This window comes from Paenibacillus sp. FSL H8-0282, assembly GCF_037963825.1.
GTDB lineage: Bacteria > Bacillota > Bacilli > Paenibacillales > Paenibacillaceae > Paenibacillus_AQ > Paenibacillus_AQ odorifer.
In genome coordinates, this window is the sequence record NZ_CP150146.1 from 2,068,348 (window position 1) to 2,087,151 (window position 18,804).

An 18,804-nucleotide genomic window follows, 5' to 3' on the forward strand; every position below is an offset into this window, starting at 1 on the left:
CAAAATGAAGGTCTTATTTATCGGAGGTACGGGATTAATTAGTCAGGCTGTATCCCCGTTGGCTGTAGATCAAGGAATCGAGCTGTATTTGTTCAACAGAGGACAGCGGGATGAATTCGTTCCAGAAGGTGCAAAAGTAATTAAAGGAGACATTCGTAATCCGGCAGAAGCCGCATTAGTATTACGAGATTACGAATTTGATGTAGTGGTAGACTGGATTGCTTTTACACCGGAACATGTGCAGGCAGACATTGACCTGTTCACAGGTAAAACGAAGCAGTACATTTTTATCAGCTCAGCCTCTGCTTATCAGAAACCGCAGCGTAATTATGTAATCACAGAAGAGACACCGCTGGAGAATCCTTATTGGGAGTACTCGAGGAATAAAATTGCGTGTGAGCAGCTGTTGATGGAAGCTTACAAGGCGAACGGATTCCCGGTTACGATTGTTCGTCCTTCCCATACCTATGGAAATACAGCCATCCCTGCGGCACTCACGAGTGGCCAGCATCCTTGGTCACTGATCGATCGTATCCGCCGTGGCTTACCTTTAGTCATACATGGAGATGGAACCTCTTTGTGGACACTGACACATAATTCGGATTTTGCCAAAGGTTTCGTTGGATTGCTTGGACATCCGGAAGCGATAGGCGAGGCCATTCATATAACTTCCGACGAGGTATTAAATTGGAATCAGATCTATGCGGCCATCGGACAAGCGGCAGGTGTGGAACCTAAAGTGGTGCATATCTCCACAGACTTTATCACAGCCTTTTCCCCTCCAGGGACAGCGGATGGTTTGGTCGGTGATCAAGCGGTAAGCAGTGTTTTTGATAATAGCAAAATCAAACGTTTCGTGCCTGACTTCCAGGCTACTGTGCCTTTCTCCGAAGGGATCAAGCAGTCGGTTGCTTGGTTCGAGGCTCATCCTGAGCAATGTACGGTCGATGCGGAATGGTCTGCGTTACTTGATAAGTTGATCGAGAGACATGGAATTGAGGCCAAACCTCTTTCATTCTACGCATAAGGTTTATACAGTTATATTTAAAGACGGTCTGTTCCTAAGGGAGCAGCCGTTTTTTTTTGGTTTGTCTCGTTCAATGTAAGGTTATGGAATGAATCAGCAAATCATGAATATACTCTCACTACCTAAAATTCCGTTGAAAAAGGAGTCCTGGCCATGCCAACCCATCCCTTTGTCTCGCGTTTTTTCGTAAATTCAGATGCACGTCGTGAGAAGTTAATTTATGATCTGCCGGAATCATGGTGGAGCCGTCCCTTTGAATATGAGTGGTGTATTAACTTTATTTCTCCGCATGGTGTTGTGCTGGATGCAGCCTGTGGGATTCCTCATCCCTTAAAGTTTTATTTGGCAGGGGTTTGTGCAGAGGTCTATGCCTGCGATATGGACAGTAGGGTTATTTACCCAAAAGCTATCCAAGAATGTATTGAGAATGAGATTGGGGAAAAAGCGGCGAAGCAGGTTATCGCTAGAAGAACAAACAACCTGCATTTCGCTCAAGCTAATCTGACGGATCTGCCTTATGAGGATGAAAGCTTTGACACTGTTTTTTGCATATCGGTATTGGAGCATTTGAGCTTTGAGGATACGGTCGGTACTTTACGGGAATTTCACCGGACGTTGAACGAAGAAGGATTATTGGTATTGACATTTGATTATCCAACGGTAAATCTGAGTCTTATGAATGACCTGCTGCTACAAACTGGATTTCAGTATTGGGGGGAGACAGATTTTGAATTGCCTGCGGATGCTGTGCATACGGATGCATGGGGTGGATTAAATTGTTTTAGAGCCGTTCTGAAAAAAGCAAAGGAATAACAGGTCTTTCTACTCTTATTTTAGTAACCTCTTTCCAGTATGCTAGGATCATAGCTAACAAAAGATGAGAGGAGGCTGTATTTTTTGAGATTAGGATCGAAGGTTTTGCGTAGAATAGCATTCATTACACTTATGTTATCACTAATAGTTCCTGTGACATCTGCTTCCAGTGCAGCTTCACTATCTTCAGATCCTATAAAGCTTGCTTTTGCGGGTGATATCCTTTTGGACGGTTTTGTTGGCGATCAGATTGCTAAATATGGGGTGAATTTTCCGTTTGTAAAGGTCGCACCTACGCTGCAAAAGGCTGACATCACCTTCGCCAATCTGGAGACGCCTGTGTCTATCCGAGGGAAAGCGGCAGAGAAAACCTTTGCCTTCAGATCCAAACCAGCAACGTTAGGCGGCTTAACCTATGCCGGGATTGATGGAGTGTCCTTGGCGAATAATCATATTTTGGATTATGGAAAAGACGCTATGCTCGACACGCTGATCCATTTGGATCGAAACAAGATTGGCCATACAGGCGCTGGCAAAGATGAAGATGAAGCGTTCAAGCCTTATACTAAGACGGTAAAAGGGAAAAAGATCGCCATCCTCGGCGTTAGCCGTGTGCTTTCAAATCCTTCGTGGTATGCCGGCAAAAACAAACCGGGAGCCGCTTCAGCTTACACCTCGCAGCCTATGCTTAGCGCCATTCAGAAGATGTCCAAGGAAAATGATTACACGATCGTATATATTCACTGGAATGAAGAGTTTAAGGATTTCCCTGAAAAGTACGCTCGCATACTAGCTAAACAGATGATTGATAGCGGGGCAGATTTAATTCTTGGCGCACACAGTCACTGCCTTATGGGCATCGAATACTATAAGCACAAGCCCATTTATTATTCACTTGGGAATTTTGTGTTTAATCGCTCCACACGTGGTGGGGAAAAAACACTTAATTCTATGCTATTGAACGTTGAGATTAAGGACTCCAAGATGACCAGCAAGATTACCCCTGTCAAAATCATTGGCGGACAGCCTAATTTTATGGATGATTCCTACAATAGGAAAACGATTAAGCTCCTGAACACCCTATCTTTTAATGCCAACATAGACGCTAATGGCAGGGTCACGGAAAAGCAGCTTTAATAAATACAAACTCTGATTAGCTATTCACGGATCGCGCTCGATCTCGTTAGAATGCGAAATGTGTGGAGTACTTATGGAGTAACTGTGGAGTCCGTATGGGGTGGCATGAAGTACGTATGGAGCACGTATGGAGTATGTATGGAGTCGTATGATGTGGCGTATCAAGTACCTATGGAGTACGTATGATGTGGCGTATGGAATACCTATGGAGTGCCTATAAAGTATCACCGTTGTGTTTGTGAAATAACTGTATTCTATACACCTATTTTATATGTAAAACGGACCATTCTGCTTTTAAGTGTATTCTATACAACTAAAAACTAGAGAATCGACCTAGAGGGCAATAAATCAACAGAATAGTTGCACGAAATACAGCTATATCCATCGGCCGAGCGAGTTGCAGAGTTATAGTTGTACAAAATACAGTTAAACTACTAGTTAGTATTGGAATGTCTGCATCAAAAGCTGACCGCAGCAGTATGTAGAGTATTGGAACGTCTGCATCAAAAGCAGACTGCAGCAGTATGTAGAGTATTGGAGCGTCTGCATCAAAAGCTGACTGTAGCAGTATGCAGAGAGTACCAATGGAGTACCAATGGAGTCCGTATGGAGTGCCTATAAAGTATCACCGTTGTGTTTGTGAAATAACTGTATTCTATACACCTATTTTATATGTAAAACGGACCATTCTGCTTTTAAGTGTATTCTATACAACTAAAAACTAGAGAATCGACCTAGAGGGCAATATATCAACAGAATAGTTGCACGAAATACAGTTATATCCATCAGCCGAGCGAGTTGCAGAATTATAGTTGTACAAAATACAGTTAAACTACTAGTTAGTATTGGAACGTCTGCATCAAAAGCTGACCGCAGCAGTATGCAAAGTATTGGAATGTCTGCAAAAAGGGGGAGATCCATATGGATCTCCCCCTTTTTATGCAGAAGCTAAGTTTGGAATTAGATAATCAGCCCTTCACCGCCCCCGCAACAACACCCTTAACGATGTACTTTTGCAAGAAGATGAATACCACGATCGATGGCAGCACCGCCATGACCATAGCTGTCATCGCATATTGCCAATCTGAGGTATATTGGCCCACGAAGGTGTAGGCAGCCAGTGTCAGCGTTTTGGTATCTGGGGAGCCGTTGACCATGAGCAGCGGGAGCAGGAAGTCATTCCAGATCCACATTACGTCGATAATGACAATGGTTGTTGTGACTGATTTCAGGAGTGGGAAGATGACACTGAAGAACAGGCGGAAGCCGGATGCTCCATCAATCGTGGCACTCTCATCAATTTCAACCGGAATACCCTTGACGAATCCATGGTAGATAAACACGGCGAGTGGAGCACCGAAACCCCAATATAACAACCCAAGTCCCCAAGTACTCTCAGAGAGATTTAAAGTCTTAGCCGTTTGCAGAACGGTCAGCATGATCGATTGGAACGGAATCAGCATCGGCATAATGCAGAGGAAATAAATCACCCCGCTCAGTCTGGATTTCGTCCGTGCCAGCTTGTAGGCTGCTATGGATGAAATGAACACAATACCCAGAAGACCTACACCGGTAATGACAAAGTTGTTCAGGAACAGCTTCGGATAGTTGATAAACTTCCACACGTAGGAATAGTTGCCGAAGACCAGATGTTTCGGCAGGGCGATGACATCCGTCATGACTTCGCTAAAGCTTTTTAACGAGTTGATAATCGTCAGAAATAGCGGATATAGAAATAGAAGAGAGAGGATGACCATAACAACCTCTAGAATGATTCGTCCTGCTTTGCGGTTTGTATTCATTATGCCTCAACCTCTCTTCGTTTGAAGAATGCTAACTGGAGAATGGTTACCACCAAGACGGCTAGGAACAGGATAAGCGCTTTCGCTGTACCGTATCCATACAGATTGTTCTGGAAGGTATCCCGGTAGATATCGTAAGCGATACTGTAGGTAGTTCCGCCAGGTCCGCCCCCGGTTAATGACAGGATGACATCGAACACCTTGATCGAATTGGTCAGTGCCATGAACACAGAAATCGTAATGGATGGAGCGAGCAGCGGCAGTGTAATACTGAAGAATTTTCTCATGGGACCAGCGCCGTCAACTGTGGCTGCTTCTTTGAGATCCTCAGGTACAGATTGCAGACCGGCAATATAAATGACCAGATAAAAACCAATCGACTGCCAGATGGAGACGGCCAGTATGGAGACGAAAGCAAGTCCCGGCGTCCCTAGCCAGCTTAGACCAAATATGGACCAGCCTGTACTTTCTCCGAGTGAGTTGAAACCTTGCATAAAGATAAATTTCCAGATAAAACCGACAATGACAAGACTGAGGATATAAGGAATAAAGAAAGCGGCTCTCAGCCAAGGGGTGCTCTTCAGCTTCATGTCCAGAACCAGTGCGAGCAGAATGGCCAGCACGTTAACGAGAACAATGTACAGAATCGCATACTTTATGGTGAACCAGGCTGAATTGGCGAAGTTGGTGTCGCCCATAAAGATTTGTTTGAAATTATCTAGTCCGACAAACTTAGGGTGTTTCGAAATTCCGTTCCATTTGGTCATCGAATAGCGGATAGTCATGGCAAACGGAATGTAGAATGCTACAGCGATACAGATGAGGACTGGGAGAGTGAATAATCCGAATTCTGTTTTCTCGCGCCATCTTTTGCCGAGTGATTTTAACATGGATGCACCTCTTCTTGATTTGTTGGGTGGTAATATCGACTAGGCTTGCCACACATAACCATTCCGGTTAGTCTATATTGTGTATTATAGAGCAGTACCCTATACTCAAAAATGGATTTAAGAGTACAGTTAGGGGTAAAAAGGTGAACTGAAATATTTATAATTAAGCCTGTAAATCGTGGGGGAGGTTGCCGGTTATTATTAAAAAGTGGATCATAAAGCGGTTTGAACCCGTGCTGGAGCTTGTCTCACGCAGGTTGGCGAACAAGCTTATTTTGCTGTTTACAATCATCATTATTTTGGTGGTGACCTCACTGACGTTCATTTCATACGGCATGCTGCGAAAAGAATCGGTGGATAACAGCATCGCCAGTACGAGCAACAATCTGTTGCTTGTCGGCCGGAATCTGGAGAGTTATTTGGACGGCATCGAGCAATTATCCCTGCCGCAAATATCTTATGACGAGATCACCTATGCGATTTTGCATGAATCGGAGGATTATGCCTCGAAGATGTATGTGGAGGACTACTTGAAGAACCTTTACTTCTCCCGCAATGATCTGGAAGCTATCTACCTGTATGTGATCAAGGAGCACAAGTATTATTATGTCACCAAAGAGAACTACAATATTACCGTGCGGGTCGCCGAGCATCCGTCGATTGAGAATCTTTCCTGGTATAAAAAAGCGCTGGCCAGCCCGTTTAACCGTTCTTACCAGTCTTTTGTAAAAAACCAATCCTCGATGATCAATAGCTCCGACTACCCCATAAATAAGGATAAAAGCTTCATGGGCTACCATCGATTGCTGCGCTCCATAGTCTCCAGGGAGCCGCAGGCGGTACTCTCCCTTTATTTCAACTCCTCGGTTACGGACGAGATTATGAAGGATATTCCCTTCAGTAAAGGGCAGCACCTAATGTATGTCAGTCCCGATAATGAACCTTTTGTGGTGGATGACCCCGGGTTTTATCAACAGAGCGAACAAGCGGGACTGCTTAAGGAGCTGACACCAGCCTCAGGAGGACGCGTGACGTGGTCGGATAAAGAAGAGAAGTATCTAGTGATTTATGACATCAGCAAAAAAGAAGGCTGGAAGCTGATTAAGCCGATTCCCTACAAAGAAATTTATGAAGCGGCCACAACAACACGCAAATTGAACTATTTCATAGGACTGTTATTTTTAATCGTTTCGGTCATCTTGGTCAGCTTTATTTCGAACAAAATAACAAACCCGCTAAAGAATCTGTCGCTGCAGATGAAGCGGTTCAGTACAGGCAGCTTTGACGCTGAAGCACAGGTTGAAGGAAAGGATGAAATTGCCTATCTGTCTCGCCACTTCAATAAGATGGTGGAAAAGACGAATGAGCTGATCAATGAACGGTACAAAATGAAAATTGTCGAGAAAAATGCTGTACTCAAAGCACTGGAAGCTGAGATCAATCCGCATTTCTTATATAATGCCCTGCAAGCCATTTCCACCAAGGCGCTGAAAAACAACAATGATGATATTGTTGATATGGTCGATAATCTTGCTATGACGCTGAGATACTGCATTAGTGGCAAAGATGTGGTCCATGCCAGAGAGGAATTAAAGCATATTGAACGTTATTTAGCGCTGCAGAAGGCCCGTTTCGGAAATAGAATGCAGGTGGCCTACCAGTGGGAAGACCCTTTGCTGGAGCTGGAGATTCCGAAGCTGTCCATTCAGACCTTGGTAGAAAACTGCATCAAGCATGCGCTGGAAAAAGTATCCACAACGATCACAATTACCATTGAAGCGCATGTGACGCCTAGCCATACTGTTATTTCAGTGACGGATGATGGACCGGGGTTTAGCGGGGAGCGGCTGGAGCAAGTGAGAAATTCTCTTCAAATCCAGTGGGAGGATCAGGGCGGAGAAGACGCTGTAGAAAGTGACACGGAAAGCATCGGACTGAAAAATTTGAACACGCGGCTGAAGCTTTTGTATGGTGAGGCTGCGGGTTTGGCCATTACCAGTGATGCTGGCGGAACAAAGATGGACATGCGGTTACCGCGGGGAGGGATTAACCATGTATAAAGTACTGATTATAGATGATGAGGAACCGTTGCGTGAGGCGATCAACATCCTGGGAGACTGGAAAGGACTAGGTGTCGATCAGGTACTGGAGGCTACGGATGGAAGTATGGGGCTAGCCATGCTGCGTGAGCAAAAGATCGATCTCGTATTGGTCGACATGAAGATGCCGGAGCTGAACGGAAGTGAGCTGCTGCAGATCGTGGAGAAGGAGTTCCCGGAACTGCTGACGATTGTAATCAGCGGCTACAATGATTTTGAATATACCCGCCAGGCTATCCGTTCTAAGGTAGTTGATTATTTATTAAAGCCGGTCAACCGGGGGGATTTGAATGCGGCCTTACGTAAAGCTATCGATGTGCTGGAGGCTAAACGCAAGAAAGAAAGCGAGTTCATCAACAGGAACATTACGCTCAACATGTCTCTGCCGAAGCTAAAGGAGAAAATCTATCTGTCGATCATTGAGCGCAGCTTCAAAAATCAGTCCAACGAGGCTTTTCTGCCGTTGATCGGCGCCGATACGACCGGAAACTATTTTGCTGCGGGTGTACTGCGGGTGCTCAATTTGGAACAAGTGCGTCGTAATCGCTTCCATGAGGACCGGGATTTGCTGCATTTTGCCGTCACAAATGTGATTAATGAGAATAGCGATGAGCATTTTCAGGCTTTCAGCTTCGCCAGCCATAAGGGAGAACGCGAGTTTATCGCCATCTTCACGATGAAAGGCGGCTATGAGGAGGACGCAACTTTCCGCTCTTTACATCATATGAAGAAGTTAGTCTCGACGCTGAAAGAGCTGTTCGGAATTGTTGTTGCCGGAGGAATCGGACAGCCCTATGGTGACATCATGGCGCTTGCTCAATCCTATGAGACTGCCAAAGCCTCTCTCGACGGGATTGACCTCCTGACGCTGAAGGGAGCGATTGTCACAAATAGCAGCAACGATACTTCCCAGGGGAAAGATAATCCTTCCTTGACGGGACGTATGCCCTTGATTCGCAACGCACTGGAGAGCGGGAACATCAATCATGCCAAAAGTATTTTAAGCGAATTCACGAAGAAATGGGAGGCTTCCGGACGTTTTAATCTGGGCGAGGCTGACCGGCAGATAGAGGAGTTTATTATTTTGCTGAACGATATTGCCACGGAGCTGGATGCGATCCCCGAACGTATCCGTGGCGGTAAAGATAAAGGATTGCGCGGGCTAGGCATCGGAAGCGATTTTGCTTCCTTTGGCGAATTTGAGCGGGTGCTGAGCGGAATTCTAGATTGCTATGGCAATGAAATCAGCAAAAGCCTTGCTGGCAATCGCCCCAGCGTACTGGAAAATATTAAAGCATACATTGATAATCACTATTTTGAGAATATTAAAATATCGATGTTCACGGATAAATATTTCCTGAGCAGAGAATACTTGATGAAACTTTTTAAAGGGCAATATGGTTATGGCATACATGAGTATGTACAAAAGGTAAGAATGGACAAGGCAAAGGAGCTGCTATCCACCCCCGATTTGAAAATCCAAGACATTTCCGAGATGTTGGGGTACAAGGACAAAAATTATTTCAGCAAGGCGTTCCGTAATTATTATGACTGTTCACCTTCTGAATATCGGGTTCTGCTATTGAACGGGGAGTAGTGAAGCGGTTACATGAACACACTTTTTTACCCTAATAAGTTCACTTATGTACATTCTTATCCTTTTTCTTTTTCTTTAGAATTGTCTCAAGACCACTAGATGCATGAGGAAAAGGGGGCAACATCATGTTAAAAAGATTTATGGCTTTATCTGCGAGTCTGCTGCTCGTCGGCGGATTACTGGCGGGTTGCGGCGGAAACAACAATGCCGCTAACAATAGCGGAACAGGGAATACTCCTGCCACAGATTCTGGCAAGCCGGTCACGATTAATATGTTCACCGCATCACCCGAGTACACTGATGCTTTTAACGCTTATATTGCCGAGTACAAGAAAGTTAAACCGAATGTGACGATTAATCTGGAGATTATGCAGGCTGACTACAATACGGTGCTCAAATCGAAGATTGCTGCGGGAAGTACACCTGACGTATTCCAGACCACAGCGGGCGGAGATATTGATACCTTTGCGGAGTATAGTGCTGACCTAACTAATGAGCCACTGGCTGCGGCGATGACCGATGCAGTGCGTTCTAACATGAGTTCTTCGGACGGTAAAGTGCTCGGTCTTCCGGTAAAAGGAAATCTATTCGTCCTGATGTACAATAAGAAACTGTTGGCTGATGCTGGGATTACAGAAGTTCCTAAGACAACAGCCCAAATGGACGATGCGATTACTAAGCTTGAAGCTAAAGGCATTACTCCTTTTGCCAACGCCTATAAAGAGTGGTGGGTATGGAAACATATCTTCCAACACTTCGTAGATGCGGCAGCCCAAGATGCAGGTACGGATGCTAAGACACTAGTAAATGATTTTATTGCCGGAAAATCCACGATCAAGGATCACCCGGTGCTGTACAATAACTTCTTCAGCTTCGTTGATACTACTGTTAAACATGGCACAGACAAACCGCTTGAACGGGACAGCAATGCTGAAGTCAGCGACTTTGCATCCGGCAAAACAGCGTTCATGACGGGTAAAGGCGCATGGGATGAAGAAGCCATTAAGAAAATCACACCGGACTTCGACCTGGGCATTATGGGTTACCCAGTCAGCGACAAGGCTGAACAGTCCCAGATTATTACTGGTGCGGATCAAGCCCTGCGTATCAATAAGGATTCTGCTGTAGCTGGTGAGACTATTGAATTCTTCAACTGGCTGTATACTTCTGAATACGGTAAGAACTGGTTCTCTACAGTAGCTAAGGTTATTCCTCCAATTAAGGATGCTCCTATGCCTGACCTGCAAATGCCAAAAGAAATGGAAGAAATCCTCAAAACAGAGAAATCCGGCGACCTGTCCGTGAACTATTCTCTGGATACCTTCCACCAAAAATTTGGTGAGCTCATGCAGGCTTACATCGGCGGCAGCAAAACTAAGGATCAAGCCATCGATGAAATTCAAAAAGCTTGGATTCAATTCGGATCGGCAGAATAACTAGGTTCAGATCAGGGGGCGGGCTCCAAGGTAAGATTCACTTACTGGAGAACCGTCCCTTTTTTATATGTTATATAATCATAAGAAGATACTGAGACAAAGTCAGGAGGTACATTATTGTGAATAGCAAAATGATTGAAATCATTGAAAATGGACTATATCTTACGATTGAAGTTACGGAAGATCAGGATGTTCGGCTATTGCATTTTGGAGCGGCACCTTTGGAAGCAGTCATAGCGGATAAGAACAAGCAAGGCTTCCGGCTGCTGGAGCTGCAATTATCGGGTGAAGACCGCGCCGAATATCACGGGCGTACACACCGAGCATCCTATCCGGGTCTTCGGATGGTATATGCGGGGCACAGCGATACAGTGAATGTGCTCGGACGTAAACTGGAGTTTAGCTTGGCTGATCCGATTTCGGGAATCCAGGCAATGCAGCATTTTCAGTTCTACAAAGGTGTGCAAATCGTTCGAAGCTGGACAGTGCTAAAGAATGCTGGAGAAGCTGAGGTGGCAGTGGAATACATCTCCTCCTTTGCTCTTACAGGTGTAGACAAAGAGGGGGGCGGGGAGCGCAATGATAAGATTGAAGTAACCCTTGCTCACAGCGGATGGCAGAGTGAACTTCAGTGGCGTACCTACCGCCTGCCTGAGCTTGGGATGTATCATTTGGCAGACCGTGGCTCCAAACGAATTGCCGCAAGCAATACAGGCTCTTGGTCAGCAGCGGAACTTCTGCCGATGGCAGTTTTGCATAATAAGGAGAGCGGGACAAGCTTGTTCTGGCAGATTGAGCATAACGGCTCCTGGCATTGGGAGCTGACGGATCAATACGATCAGCTTACCCTGCTGGTCAGCGGACCTACAGAACATGATAACCATTGGTGGCTGAAGCTAGCTCCCGGTGAAGAGTTTACTTCAGTACCAGCAGCTGTAGGTGCAGTGCGGGGAGGATTTCAGGGAGCGGCAGAACAGCTTACGGTATATCGCCGGATGATCCGCAGACCTAATGAGGATAATGAGCTGCTGCGGATTATTTTTAATGACTATATGAATTGCCTATGGGGAAGCCCAACGACTGAGAAGCTACTGCCTTTAATTGATGCTGCCGCAGAAGTAGGTTGTGAATATTTCTGTATTGATGCTGGCTGGTATGCACCCGGAGAGTGGTGGGATGGTGTAGGCCAGTGGGAGCCTTCCAGCGAACGGTTTCCGGAAGGAATTAAATATGTGCTCGACTATATCCGCAGCAAAGGGATGATTCCCGGACTATGGCTTGAGCTGGAGGTTATGGGCATCAACAGCCCGAAGCTTGCGGAGACTGATGACAGCTGGTTTTTCATGCGGCATGGTAAAAGGGTTAAGGACCGTAGCCGCTATCAGCTAGATTACCGCAACCCGAAAGTCATTGATCATGCAAACGGTGTTATTGCGCGTCTGGTTGAGCAGTACGGTGTAGGATACATTAAAATGGATTACAACATCAATGCAGGCATTGGGACAGAAACGAATGCGGACAGCTTCGGAGATGGGCTGCTACAGCATAACCGCGCTTATCTGGCTTGGTTGGACAGTATCTTTGTTCGTTATCCGAAGCTTGTTATCGAGAACTGTTCCAGCGGGGGAATGCGCATGGATTATGCGATGCTCAGCCGACACAGCATCCAGTCTACTAGCGACCAGGAGGATTATGTACAGTATGCGGCCATTGCTGCAGGTTCTCCGGCAGCATTGACACCGGAGCAGTCCGCTGTTTGGTCTTATCCGCTGCGAGAGGGGGACGATGAGGAAGTCATCTTCAATATGGTTAATGCGCTGTTGCTTCGTGTACACCAGAGCGGTCATTTGGCGGAGCTTGAACCCCACCGCAGAAGTCTAGTTAAAGAAGCGCTGGATTATTACAAAACCATTCGCAGTGATATCCCACACGCCACACCTTTCTGGCCACTCGGCCTGCCGGACAGTGAGGGCGAATGGGTCAGCCTTGGCCTGCGGCGCGGCGAACGACGGTATGTCGCGGTATGGCGGATTGACGGAGAAGCTGCAAATGTCCAATTGCCGATAGAAGAGCTGAAGGGACTTGAACCAGCGATCGCCTGTGCCTATCCTCAGCAGCATAGTTCAACTTGGAATTGGGATCAATCGGCAGGGGTTTTGACGGTGGCACTCCCACCAGGAAAAACAGCGAGATTGTTTGAGATTACTTCGTAAAGCTTGCGGCGGGCCTGCTCCCCTAGTATCTAATACTTGGGAGCGGGCTTCTTTGTATTTGAATTGGAGAAAATACTATAAATACAAATTCAGGAATCCGATATATTAAATGGATGCTTCAACCGCCTAGATCGAACTAATACAATTTGCCGCATTCTACAGGAAAAAAGAAGAAGGGAGTTGGTTTAAGTTGTTGAATGTAGCTTCACTCAGTAACCTGAATCGTGTGGAAACAACCAAAGTAAGCCCAAAAAATCAGACTTCAGAGGTTTCTTTTCAAGATGTCTTATCGACAACCCATGCAGAAGCGGTTTTGACAAATTTGGAAGAAAAATTCGACATTAAGATCAACGTGCAAGCTATACCCAAGAGCAAAGAAGCGGTAAAGAGTATTTACTCCAATTGTGCAGGCAAAGGAAATGTAACCATTGCTCCAAATATACTGAATCAGTCGGCAACAGATCCACAACTGCAAAACAAAGTAGAAGCGATCATACAGGATCATTTTACTTCCAGTGCGAATGATAAACCCGGTGATGTCAGTGGTGTCGTTATACATCCGGATGGAACAGCTACATTCTGGGTGATTGGTGATTACTTGACACCTGCTGAGCGGGAAAAGATTCAAAAAGAAGTAGAGGCAGACAAAAAGAAGCGGGCAGAACAATTGGACTCGTTAAATAAAGTAAGCAGTAATGATCCCATATCACAATTTGGGTTACCTGCAGAAATATCCAGTGGCAGCGAAGAAGATAATAGCATGAATTTAAATAGTATCCGTCAAGCCAGTCTAGATTCAATGCTGCGAAAAAAGAACCTGTTAATTAAATGATTAAGTACTTCTTATCATAATTACCGCCTGGGTCAATGCGTTTGTGACCTCTTAGGCGGTTTTATTTTTTTTCACCAAAAGTCCACATTTAAGTTTGACTTACTAAACATCTGGGTAAATGACGGAGTAGCGTTCTTGCTAGTTTTCGACAATTTCCTACTTACTGTGATTGCGGATAAGCGGAGTGACAAGATTTACAAATAGATTAACGAAGGTATTTTAGGGTAGAATTGTCATCAAGTAGGGTTACATTCTGGGTGAATTTCGACATTCCAGAGAAGCCCCTATTTTTTTGTGTTCTGACATGGCTTCAAATCTTGGTGCTCAACAGATATCATACATTGTCGAAATTTTGTCGAATAATATCATATGATGTAGAAAAATAATTGACAGGAAATGAATAGAACTTTAGAATTAGGTAGTAGCGTAATCATTACTATCATATAGAAGCGTACATAGCTTTTAGCAAGAATGATTATAAATGTGACTTCAAGGGAGGATGTACGATGATGAAAGCAACAGGCATAGTAAGAAAAGTGGATGAATTGGGACGTATCGTAATTCCTATTGAACTGCGTAGAACAATGGGAATCGACATAAAAGACCCGCTCGAGATTTTTGTAGACGCTGAAAAGATTATCCTTAGAAAATATGAGCCAACTTGTATCTTCTCCGGAAGCTCAGAAAACCTGATCAATTTCAAAGGTAAAATGGTAAGCAAAGATGTTCTTGATGAACTTATTGCAAGCTTCGATAGAGCATAATCCATATACCACATATGATTTCAAAAAAAAGAACCGCTATTACAAGCACAAGATGTGCATGTAATACTGGTTCTTTTTTTATGGTGTACTTTGGAAAGCGGGTTTTATTTAGACTCTAGCACACTTTGGATTTTTTTGATAAAAGCATCATATTGTACGAGGCCTAGCTCCATGCACAACTTCTGGTAGGAAGATAACTTGTAATCTAGCTGGTTCAACTTCTGTTCCAGATCGTCGTACATTGCCTGCTTTTCTATCAATGCTTGCCGAAGCAGATTATCTATGTTCTCTTTGTCCGTCTTTTCCCCAAAATACAGGTGCATAAAAAAGTCAGAACGCAGAACATCTTTTTCGGCTGGTGATTGTAGATAAGCGTGGAACTGATCCAAGCCGGCAGAGGTAATGGTGAATACATTTTTGTCGGGTTTGCCTTCCTGTCGCACAGATTCTTTAGTGATCAGATTCAGCTTTTCCATCTTGCTTAGGGTAGGATAGATCGTGCCATAGCTGGCATCGAAGAAAAATGAGAAGTATTCCTCGAAATGTCGTTTTATCTCGTAACCAGAATGAGGTTTTTCGCTTAAAATCCCCAGAATAACATCTTGTATGTTCATAAATCATTGCCGCTCCTTTCTTTCACTTCCTACCATATCACAACTGCATATCGCTCTCAATTTGAAATGGCATAGCCGGAGTGGCAAACTGTATAATTACGCATTTACTGGCACGGGCTCTTGTTCTCGTGAGATCCGAGTTTCTTTACGGAGGAAAGTGACAAGTACGCTTAATACAGCAATTGTTGCCCCAATACAGAGTAAATAGAACATATCCTTCCATACCCCGTTACCCCCGATAACCAGGTCGAGCATACCATTAACTGCATAGTAAGCGGGCGAAAAGGGACCGATCCAGTTATAAAAAGGTGAAAGCACATCGCGTGGAATAGTTGCTCCGGACGCTAACATTTGCATGGAGAGAAGCGCAATATTTAGCCAGCCGCCAGCATCCCCGAGGAGCAGCAGACTAAACTGAGCAAGGATCATACAGGAGAGAATTACCGTGAACTCGAACAGCCACATAAGCAGAAAGCCACGATTAGAGTGGATACCGAGTGAGTTAACCATGATAGTTCCCACTAGTGAGATAAGCACAGCCGTTCCACCCATTATGACAAATCGGGCTGCAAAGCGATTCCATTTACTGAATTGTCCAGACAAGTTGGAGGAAGCTTTATGGAGATTCATCGCGAGTAACATAGCACCGGTAAATGAGGCGGTAACGATCATTAAGGGTACCATAGTTTGTGCAAAATTAGTTGTAGGGTTAATGATTTCGACGTTGGCGGAAATGCGGCTGCTTGCAGCACTTTTGATGATCTCCGCTTGTGCTTGCGGCAGATTCATAGCTTCCAAGGTGTGGCTTAGTGCTGAATTACTGCTTTGAGTGTTCATTGCTGCCGTGACTTTAAGTGCTACCGACTGCATCACATTGCTGACCATCTGCGGATTAGATTCATTTAAGAAGTAGTGGAGTTCAGTCTTTGCAGATGGATTACTGATCTGTCCAGTGAACCCTTGGGGAATATTGATAATCATGCGGATTTCTCTATGCTCAAGTGCTTCTTTTGCATTTTCTAGTTGGAGATCCTGTCTGGTTACGAACTGAAGTGATCCTGCAATCCCATCGACTATAGGCTGGGCATTTGTACCATCCTCATTAACAATAGCAATGGGCAGCTGATCTACCCGATCTGTTACATGATCGTACCCTGTAATCCAAATTAAGCTGAAAAAAACTTGGAACAACAGTGCAGTTATAATTCCAATGATGGTAGCAGGCTGCTTGAGGAAGCGCATGATTAATTGATTTGACATGGTTATATCTCCTTTATATTTCAAGTTGTAATATTACAGATTGAAATATAGCATAACGAAATATAAACTGCAACAGAAAAAGTTAAGAGCATGGACATTACAAAGCGATTTCATATATCATAGGGCTTGTACTGGAAATATCGCACAGATGAATGTCTTACCTGAAGCTGAACAGAATGGGGAGGAACAACAGATGAGTAACGAAGTACATGGAACGGAACAAAACGTGGTTCATGCGAAACTGAACAAGCCAGAAGCGATTGTATTTGATATGGATGGAACATTGTTCCAGACTGAAAGTCTTTTATTGCCTGCATATCATAAAATGTTCGATATTTTACGGGAAGAGGGACTATACGTAGGACCTACACCACCAGAAGAACGTATTCTAGGCTGCTTAGGGATGTTGCTGGCAGACATTTGGAAGAATGTTATGCCTGAAGCAGATGAAGCCGTGCACCGCCGGGCGGATGAATTGCTCCTGCAGCTGGAGATTGAAGGGCTTGAAGCCGGAGGCACACTACTGTATCCACAGGTGGTTGAGACACTGACAGCGCTTAAAGAGCGCGGAGTGAAGCTGTTTGTGGCTAGCAACGGGCTGGAGGATTACATTCACAGCATCGTTGTGGTGCATGAGCTTAAGGCGTTGTTCGAAGGCTTGTATAGTGCGGGAGGTCAAGGCACTGCGACTAAGACCGAGCTGCTACGTATTCTTTTGGATAATCATGGTATCAGCAGTGCCTGGATGGTTGGGGATCGTTCTTCTGATGTTCAGGCAGGTAAAGGGAATGGCCAGACCGTAATCGGCTGCGCCTATGCAGGCTTCGGACGTCAGGATGAGCTGAAGGGCTCTGATGTCATTATTACCTCCTTCGACGAATTGGTTGACTTATACGATAACGCAGCGATTAGTGAATAAGAACTTACGATGGGGAGTTTGCTTAGCTTACAAGCAAGCGCTTGATCACATAAGAGACAACCTTCTTGAAGAAGGTTGTCTTTTTATTGAAGTCAAAAAGATGGTGCTTCAGTTGAAAGAAATCGGTATCGTCGTCAGGCAGCAAAGATATATACATAAATAAAGGGAGTAATCCGATAAAACATGTTTTTAGTTATAGGTATAGTCTTTTCTATTGGTGGAGGGAGCCTATTTGTAACTCATTATGATTCCTTGTTTTTTATAGTGCTGTTCTTTTGTTGTGCATTGTAAGTTATCTATGGTTTATAAAACATCTATTTGAAAAAAAATTGGAACTATTACTCCTTATCTGTGTGGGTACCACAATGCTCTTTTTTTTCCTTACAGGTTGGCTTAACTAATCATATGGGGGGAGGACAGGCAATTCTTTATGTACTACTGGTTATTGGCTTATATCTTATCTTATTAATACAATTTATTCTGACTTTATATTATTTAATCAAAGTAAGAAATGAAATTTAAATAACATAAAGGGTTCTAAATGTTTTGCATGCCTAATATGTAAACCCTTTATGTTAAACTATCGTTCTCTGTTGGTTAAATTACCAATCGGATTCATTTACTTCAAAAGAAGTGATTGAATAAATGGCTCTATGTCAAAGGGTTCAGTCGTGGTTTCGTATCTACCGTATACATGACCGTTTCTATCAATTAAAAACTTTGAAAAATTCCACTTAACCCCATCTCCGGCATATATGTCCGGATACTTTTCCTGCAGAAAATCCTGCATCCATTTACCGCCTGATGTCTCAGTATCGAATCCTTGAAATGGTGCTTGCTGTGTTAGATATTGAAATAAAGGATGGGCAGAGGGACCCCTAACCTCAACTTTTTCAAATAACGGAAACTTAACTCCAAAGTTGCTCTCACAATATTTATGTACTTCCGAGTTGCTTTCTGGCTCCTTCTCGTTGAATTGGTTACAAGGAAAACCAAGTATTTCAAACCCTTGCTCATGGTGAATTTCGTAAAGTTTTTGAAGATCAGGTAATTGGCGAGAATAGCTGCACCTACTGGCAGTGTTCAGAATAAGCAGAACTTTTCCACGATAAATGGACAATTCAACAGGCTCACCATGAATTGACTTTGCTATAAAATCATAAATAGACATCAGACCATCCCTCCACGTTATTATTATAAATCACATAATAGCGCTATAGGCATTTATTGGTCTAATATATAATAGGAATAATATTTATAGTATTAACCTATAACGAGTATATCTCCAGTATAAAATGCCGCTTAAATTTTTATTTTTGCGCTTTTAACCAATGAGCAGTTTCCCTCTTATCCTTTAAGTTACTTTGAAAATAATTCTAAGAGTATCAGCAACGAAAATTC

Annotated in this window: 15 protein-coding genes; 10 read left to right on the forward strand and 5 right to left on the reverse strand. The window is 44.1% G+C overall.

The window, feature by feature from the left end; genetic code table 11:
- Positions 1–4: 4 nt before the first annotated feature.
- From NST94_RS08855 to NST94_RS08865, 3 genes are all read left to right on the forward strand, one after another.
- Positions 5–1,027, forward strand: coding sequence for an SDR family oxidoreductase (locus NST94_RS08855; RefSeq protein ID WP_339172700.1), 1,023 nt, complete (start codon positions 5–7; stop codon positions 1,025–1,027).
- A gap of 153 nt (positions 1,028–1,180) precedes the next feature.
- Positions 1,181–1,840, forward strand: coding sequence for a class I SAM-dependent methyltransferase (locus NST94_RS08860; RefSeq protein WP_076124835.1), 660 nt, complete (start codon positions 1,181–1,183; stop codon positions 1,838–1,840).
- Between the two features lie 132 nt (positions 1,841–1,972).
- The gene (locus tag NST94_RS08865) at positions 1,973–2,977 is read left to right on the forward strand and encodes a CapA family protein (protein WP_339281885.1); all 1,005 of its coding nucleotides are present in this window, start codon (positions 1,973–1,975) and stop codon (positions 2,975–2,977) included.
- Positions 2,978–3,945: 968 nt separating this feature from the next.
- On the opposite strand, the gene NST94_RS08870 is transcribed toward NST94_RS08865, so the two are convergent.
- On the reverse strand, positions 3,946–4,779 hold the full coding sequence (locus tag NST94_RS08870; RefSeq protein WP_036684045.1) for a carbohydrate ABC transporter permease: 834 nt from the start codon (positions 4,777–4,779) through the stop codon (positions 3,946–3,948).
- Positions 4,779–5,669 carry a sugar ABC transporter permease gene (locus NST94_RS08875; RefSeq protein ID WP_036684044.1) on the reverse strand — a complete coding sequence of 297 codons (891 nt, stop codon included), beginning with the start codon at positions 5,667–5,669 and terminating at the stop codon, positions 4,779–4,781. Before NST94_RS08875 ends, NST94_RS08870 begins: the two co-directional genes overlap by 1 nt.
- A gap of 197 nt (positions 5,670–5,866) precedes the next feature.
- On the opposite strand from NST94_RS08875, the gene NST94_RS08880 reads away from it, so the two are divergent.
- The 6 genes from NST94_RS08880 to NST94_RS08905 all read left to right on the forward strand — a co-directional run bounded on the left by NST94_RS08880 (position 5,867) and on the right by NST94_RS08905 (position 14,610).
- Positions 5,867–7,729: a histidine kinase gene (locus tag NST94_RS08880; protein ID WP_076184355.1), complete on the forward strand. Its 1,863-nt coding sequence runs from the start codon at positions 5,867–5,869 to the stop codon at positions 7,727–7,729.
- Positions 7,722–9,365: a response regulator gene (locus tag NST94_RS08885; RefSeq protein WP_076179645.1), complete on the forward strand. Its 1,644-nt coding sequence runs from the start codon at positions 7,722–7,724 to the stop codon at positions 9,363–9,365. The genes NST94_RS08880 and NST94_RS08885 overlap by 8 nt, the downstream gene beginning before the upstream one ends.
- 125 nt (positions 9,366–9,490) lie before the next feature.
- The gene (locus NST94_RS08890; protein WP_339281886.1) at positions 9,491–10,801 is read left to right on the forward strand and encodes a sugar ABC transporter substrate-binding protein; all 1,311 of its coding nucleotides are present in this window, start codon (positions 9,491–9,493) and stop codon (positions 10,799–10,801) included.
- A 131-nt stretch (positions 10,802–10,932) separates the two neighbouring features.
- Positions 10,933–13,014: a glycoside hydrolase family 36 protein gene (locus tag NST94_RS08895; protein ID WP_339282137.1), complete on the forward strand. Its 2,082-nt coding sequence runs from the start codon at positions 10,933–10,935 to the stop codon at positions 13,012–13,014.
- Between the two features lie 190 nt (positions 13,015–13,204).
- Positions 13,205–13,846: a DUF6033 family protein gene (locus NST94_RS08900; protein ID WP_076301318.1), complete on the forward strand. Its 642-nt coding sequence runs from the start codon at positions 13,205–13,207 to the stop codon at positions 13,844–13,846.
- A 506-nt stretch (positions 13,847–14,352) separates the two neighbouring features.
- Positions 14,353–14,610 (forward strand): AbrB/MazE/SpoVT family DNA-binding domain-containing protein, encoded by a 258-nt coding sequence (locus NST94_RS08905; RefSeq protein WP_036684015.1) that lies wholly within the window; start codon positions 14,353–14,355, stop codon positions 14,608–14,610.
- 104 nt (positions 14,611–14,714) lie between these two features.
- On the opposite strand, the gene NST94_RS08910 is transcribed toward NST94_RS08905, so the two are convergent.
- Entirely contained in the window at positions 14,715–15,224 is a 510-nt protein-coding gene (locus NST94_RS08910; protein ID WP_036684013.1) for a PadR family transcriptional regulator, read from the reverse strand.
- Between the two features lie 96 nt (positions 15,225–15,320).
- Positions 15,321–16,484, reverse strand: a complete 1,164-nt coding sequence (locus NST94_RS08915) for an ABC transporter permease (RefSeq protein WP_339281887.1) — start codon at positions 16,482–16,484, stop codon at positions 15,321–15,323.
- Positions 16,485–16,677: 193 nt separating this feature from the next.
- Here NST94_RS08915 and NST94_RS08920 point away from each other — a divergent pair, with 193 nt between their 5' ends.
- Positions 16,678–17,403: an HAD hydrolase-like protein gene (locus tag NST94_RS08920; protein WP_076184256.1), complete on the forward strand. Its 726-nt coding sequence runs from the start codon at positions 16,678–16,680 to the stop codon at positions 17,401–17,403.
- Positions 17,404–18,022: 619 nt separating this feature from the next.
- On the opposite strand, the gene NST94_RS08925 is transcribed toward NST94_RS08920, so the two are convergent.
- Positions 18,023–18,574: a glutathione peroxidase gene (locus NST94_RS08925; RefSeq protein WP_076184257.1), complete on the reverse strand. Its 552-nt coding sequence runs from the start codon at positions 18,572–18,574 to the stop codon at positions 18,023–18,025.
- Between the last annotated feature and the right edge of the window lie 230 nt (positions 18,575–18,804).

Excerpts from the sequence above, each read along its gene's own strand:
- NST94_RS08855 (WP_339172700.1), top strand. The coding sequence starts at position 5 with ATGAAGGTCTTATTTATCGGAGGTACGGGATTAATTAGTCAGGCTGTA.
- NST94_RS08905 (WP_036684015.1), top strand. The coding sequence starts at position 14,353 with ATGATGAAAGCAACAGGCATAGTAAGAAAAGTGGATGAATTGGGACGT.
- NST94_RS08875 (WP_036684044.1), bottom strand. The coding sequence starts at position 5,669 with ATGTTAAAATCACTCGGCAAAAGATGGCGCGAGAAAACAGAATTCGGA.
- NST94_RS08890 (WP_339281886.1), top strand. The coding sequence starts at position 9,491 with ATGTTAAAAAGATTTATGGCTTTATCTGCGAGTCTGCTGCTCGTCGGC.
- NST94_RS08920 (WP_076184256.1), top strand. The coding sequence starts at position 16,678 with ATGAGTAACGAAGTACATGGAACGGAACAAAACGTGGTTCATGCGAAA.
- NST94_RS08915 (WP_339281887.1), bottom strand. The coding sequence starts at position 16,484 with ATGTCAAATCAATTAATCATGCGCTTCCTCAAGCAGCCTGCTACCATC.
- NST94_RS08910 (WP_036684013.1), bottom strand. The coding sequence starts at position 15,224 with ATGAACATACAAGATGTTATTCTGGGGATTTTAAGCGAAAAACCTCAT.
- NST94_RS08865 (WP_339281885.1), top strand. The coding sequence starts at position 1,973 with ATGTTATCACTAATAGTTCCTGTGACATCTGCTTCCAGTGCAGCTTCA.
- NST94_RS08870 (WP_036684045.1), bottom strand. The coding sequence starts at position 4,779 with ATGAATACAAACCGCAAAGCAGGACGAATCATTCTAGAGGTTGTTATG.
- NST94_RS08860 (WP_076124835.1), top strand. The coding sequence starts at position 1,181 with ATGCCAACCCATCCCTTTGTCTCGCGTTTTTTCGTAAATTCAGATGCA.
- NST94_RS08885 (WP_076179645.1), top strand. The coding sequence starts at position 7,722 with ATGTATAAAGTACTGATTATAGATGATGAGGAACCGTTGCGTGAGGCG.
- NST94_RS08895 (WP_339282137.1), top strand. The coding sequence starts at position 10,933 with ATGATTGAAATCATTGAAAATGGACTATATCTTACGATTGAAGTTACG.
- NST94_RS08925 (WP_076184257.1), bottom strand. The coding sequence starts at position 18,574 with ATGTCTATTTATGATTTTATAGCAAAGTCAATTCATGGTGAGCCTGTT.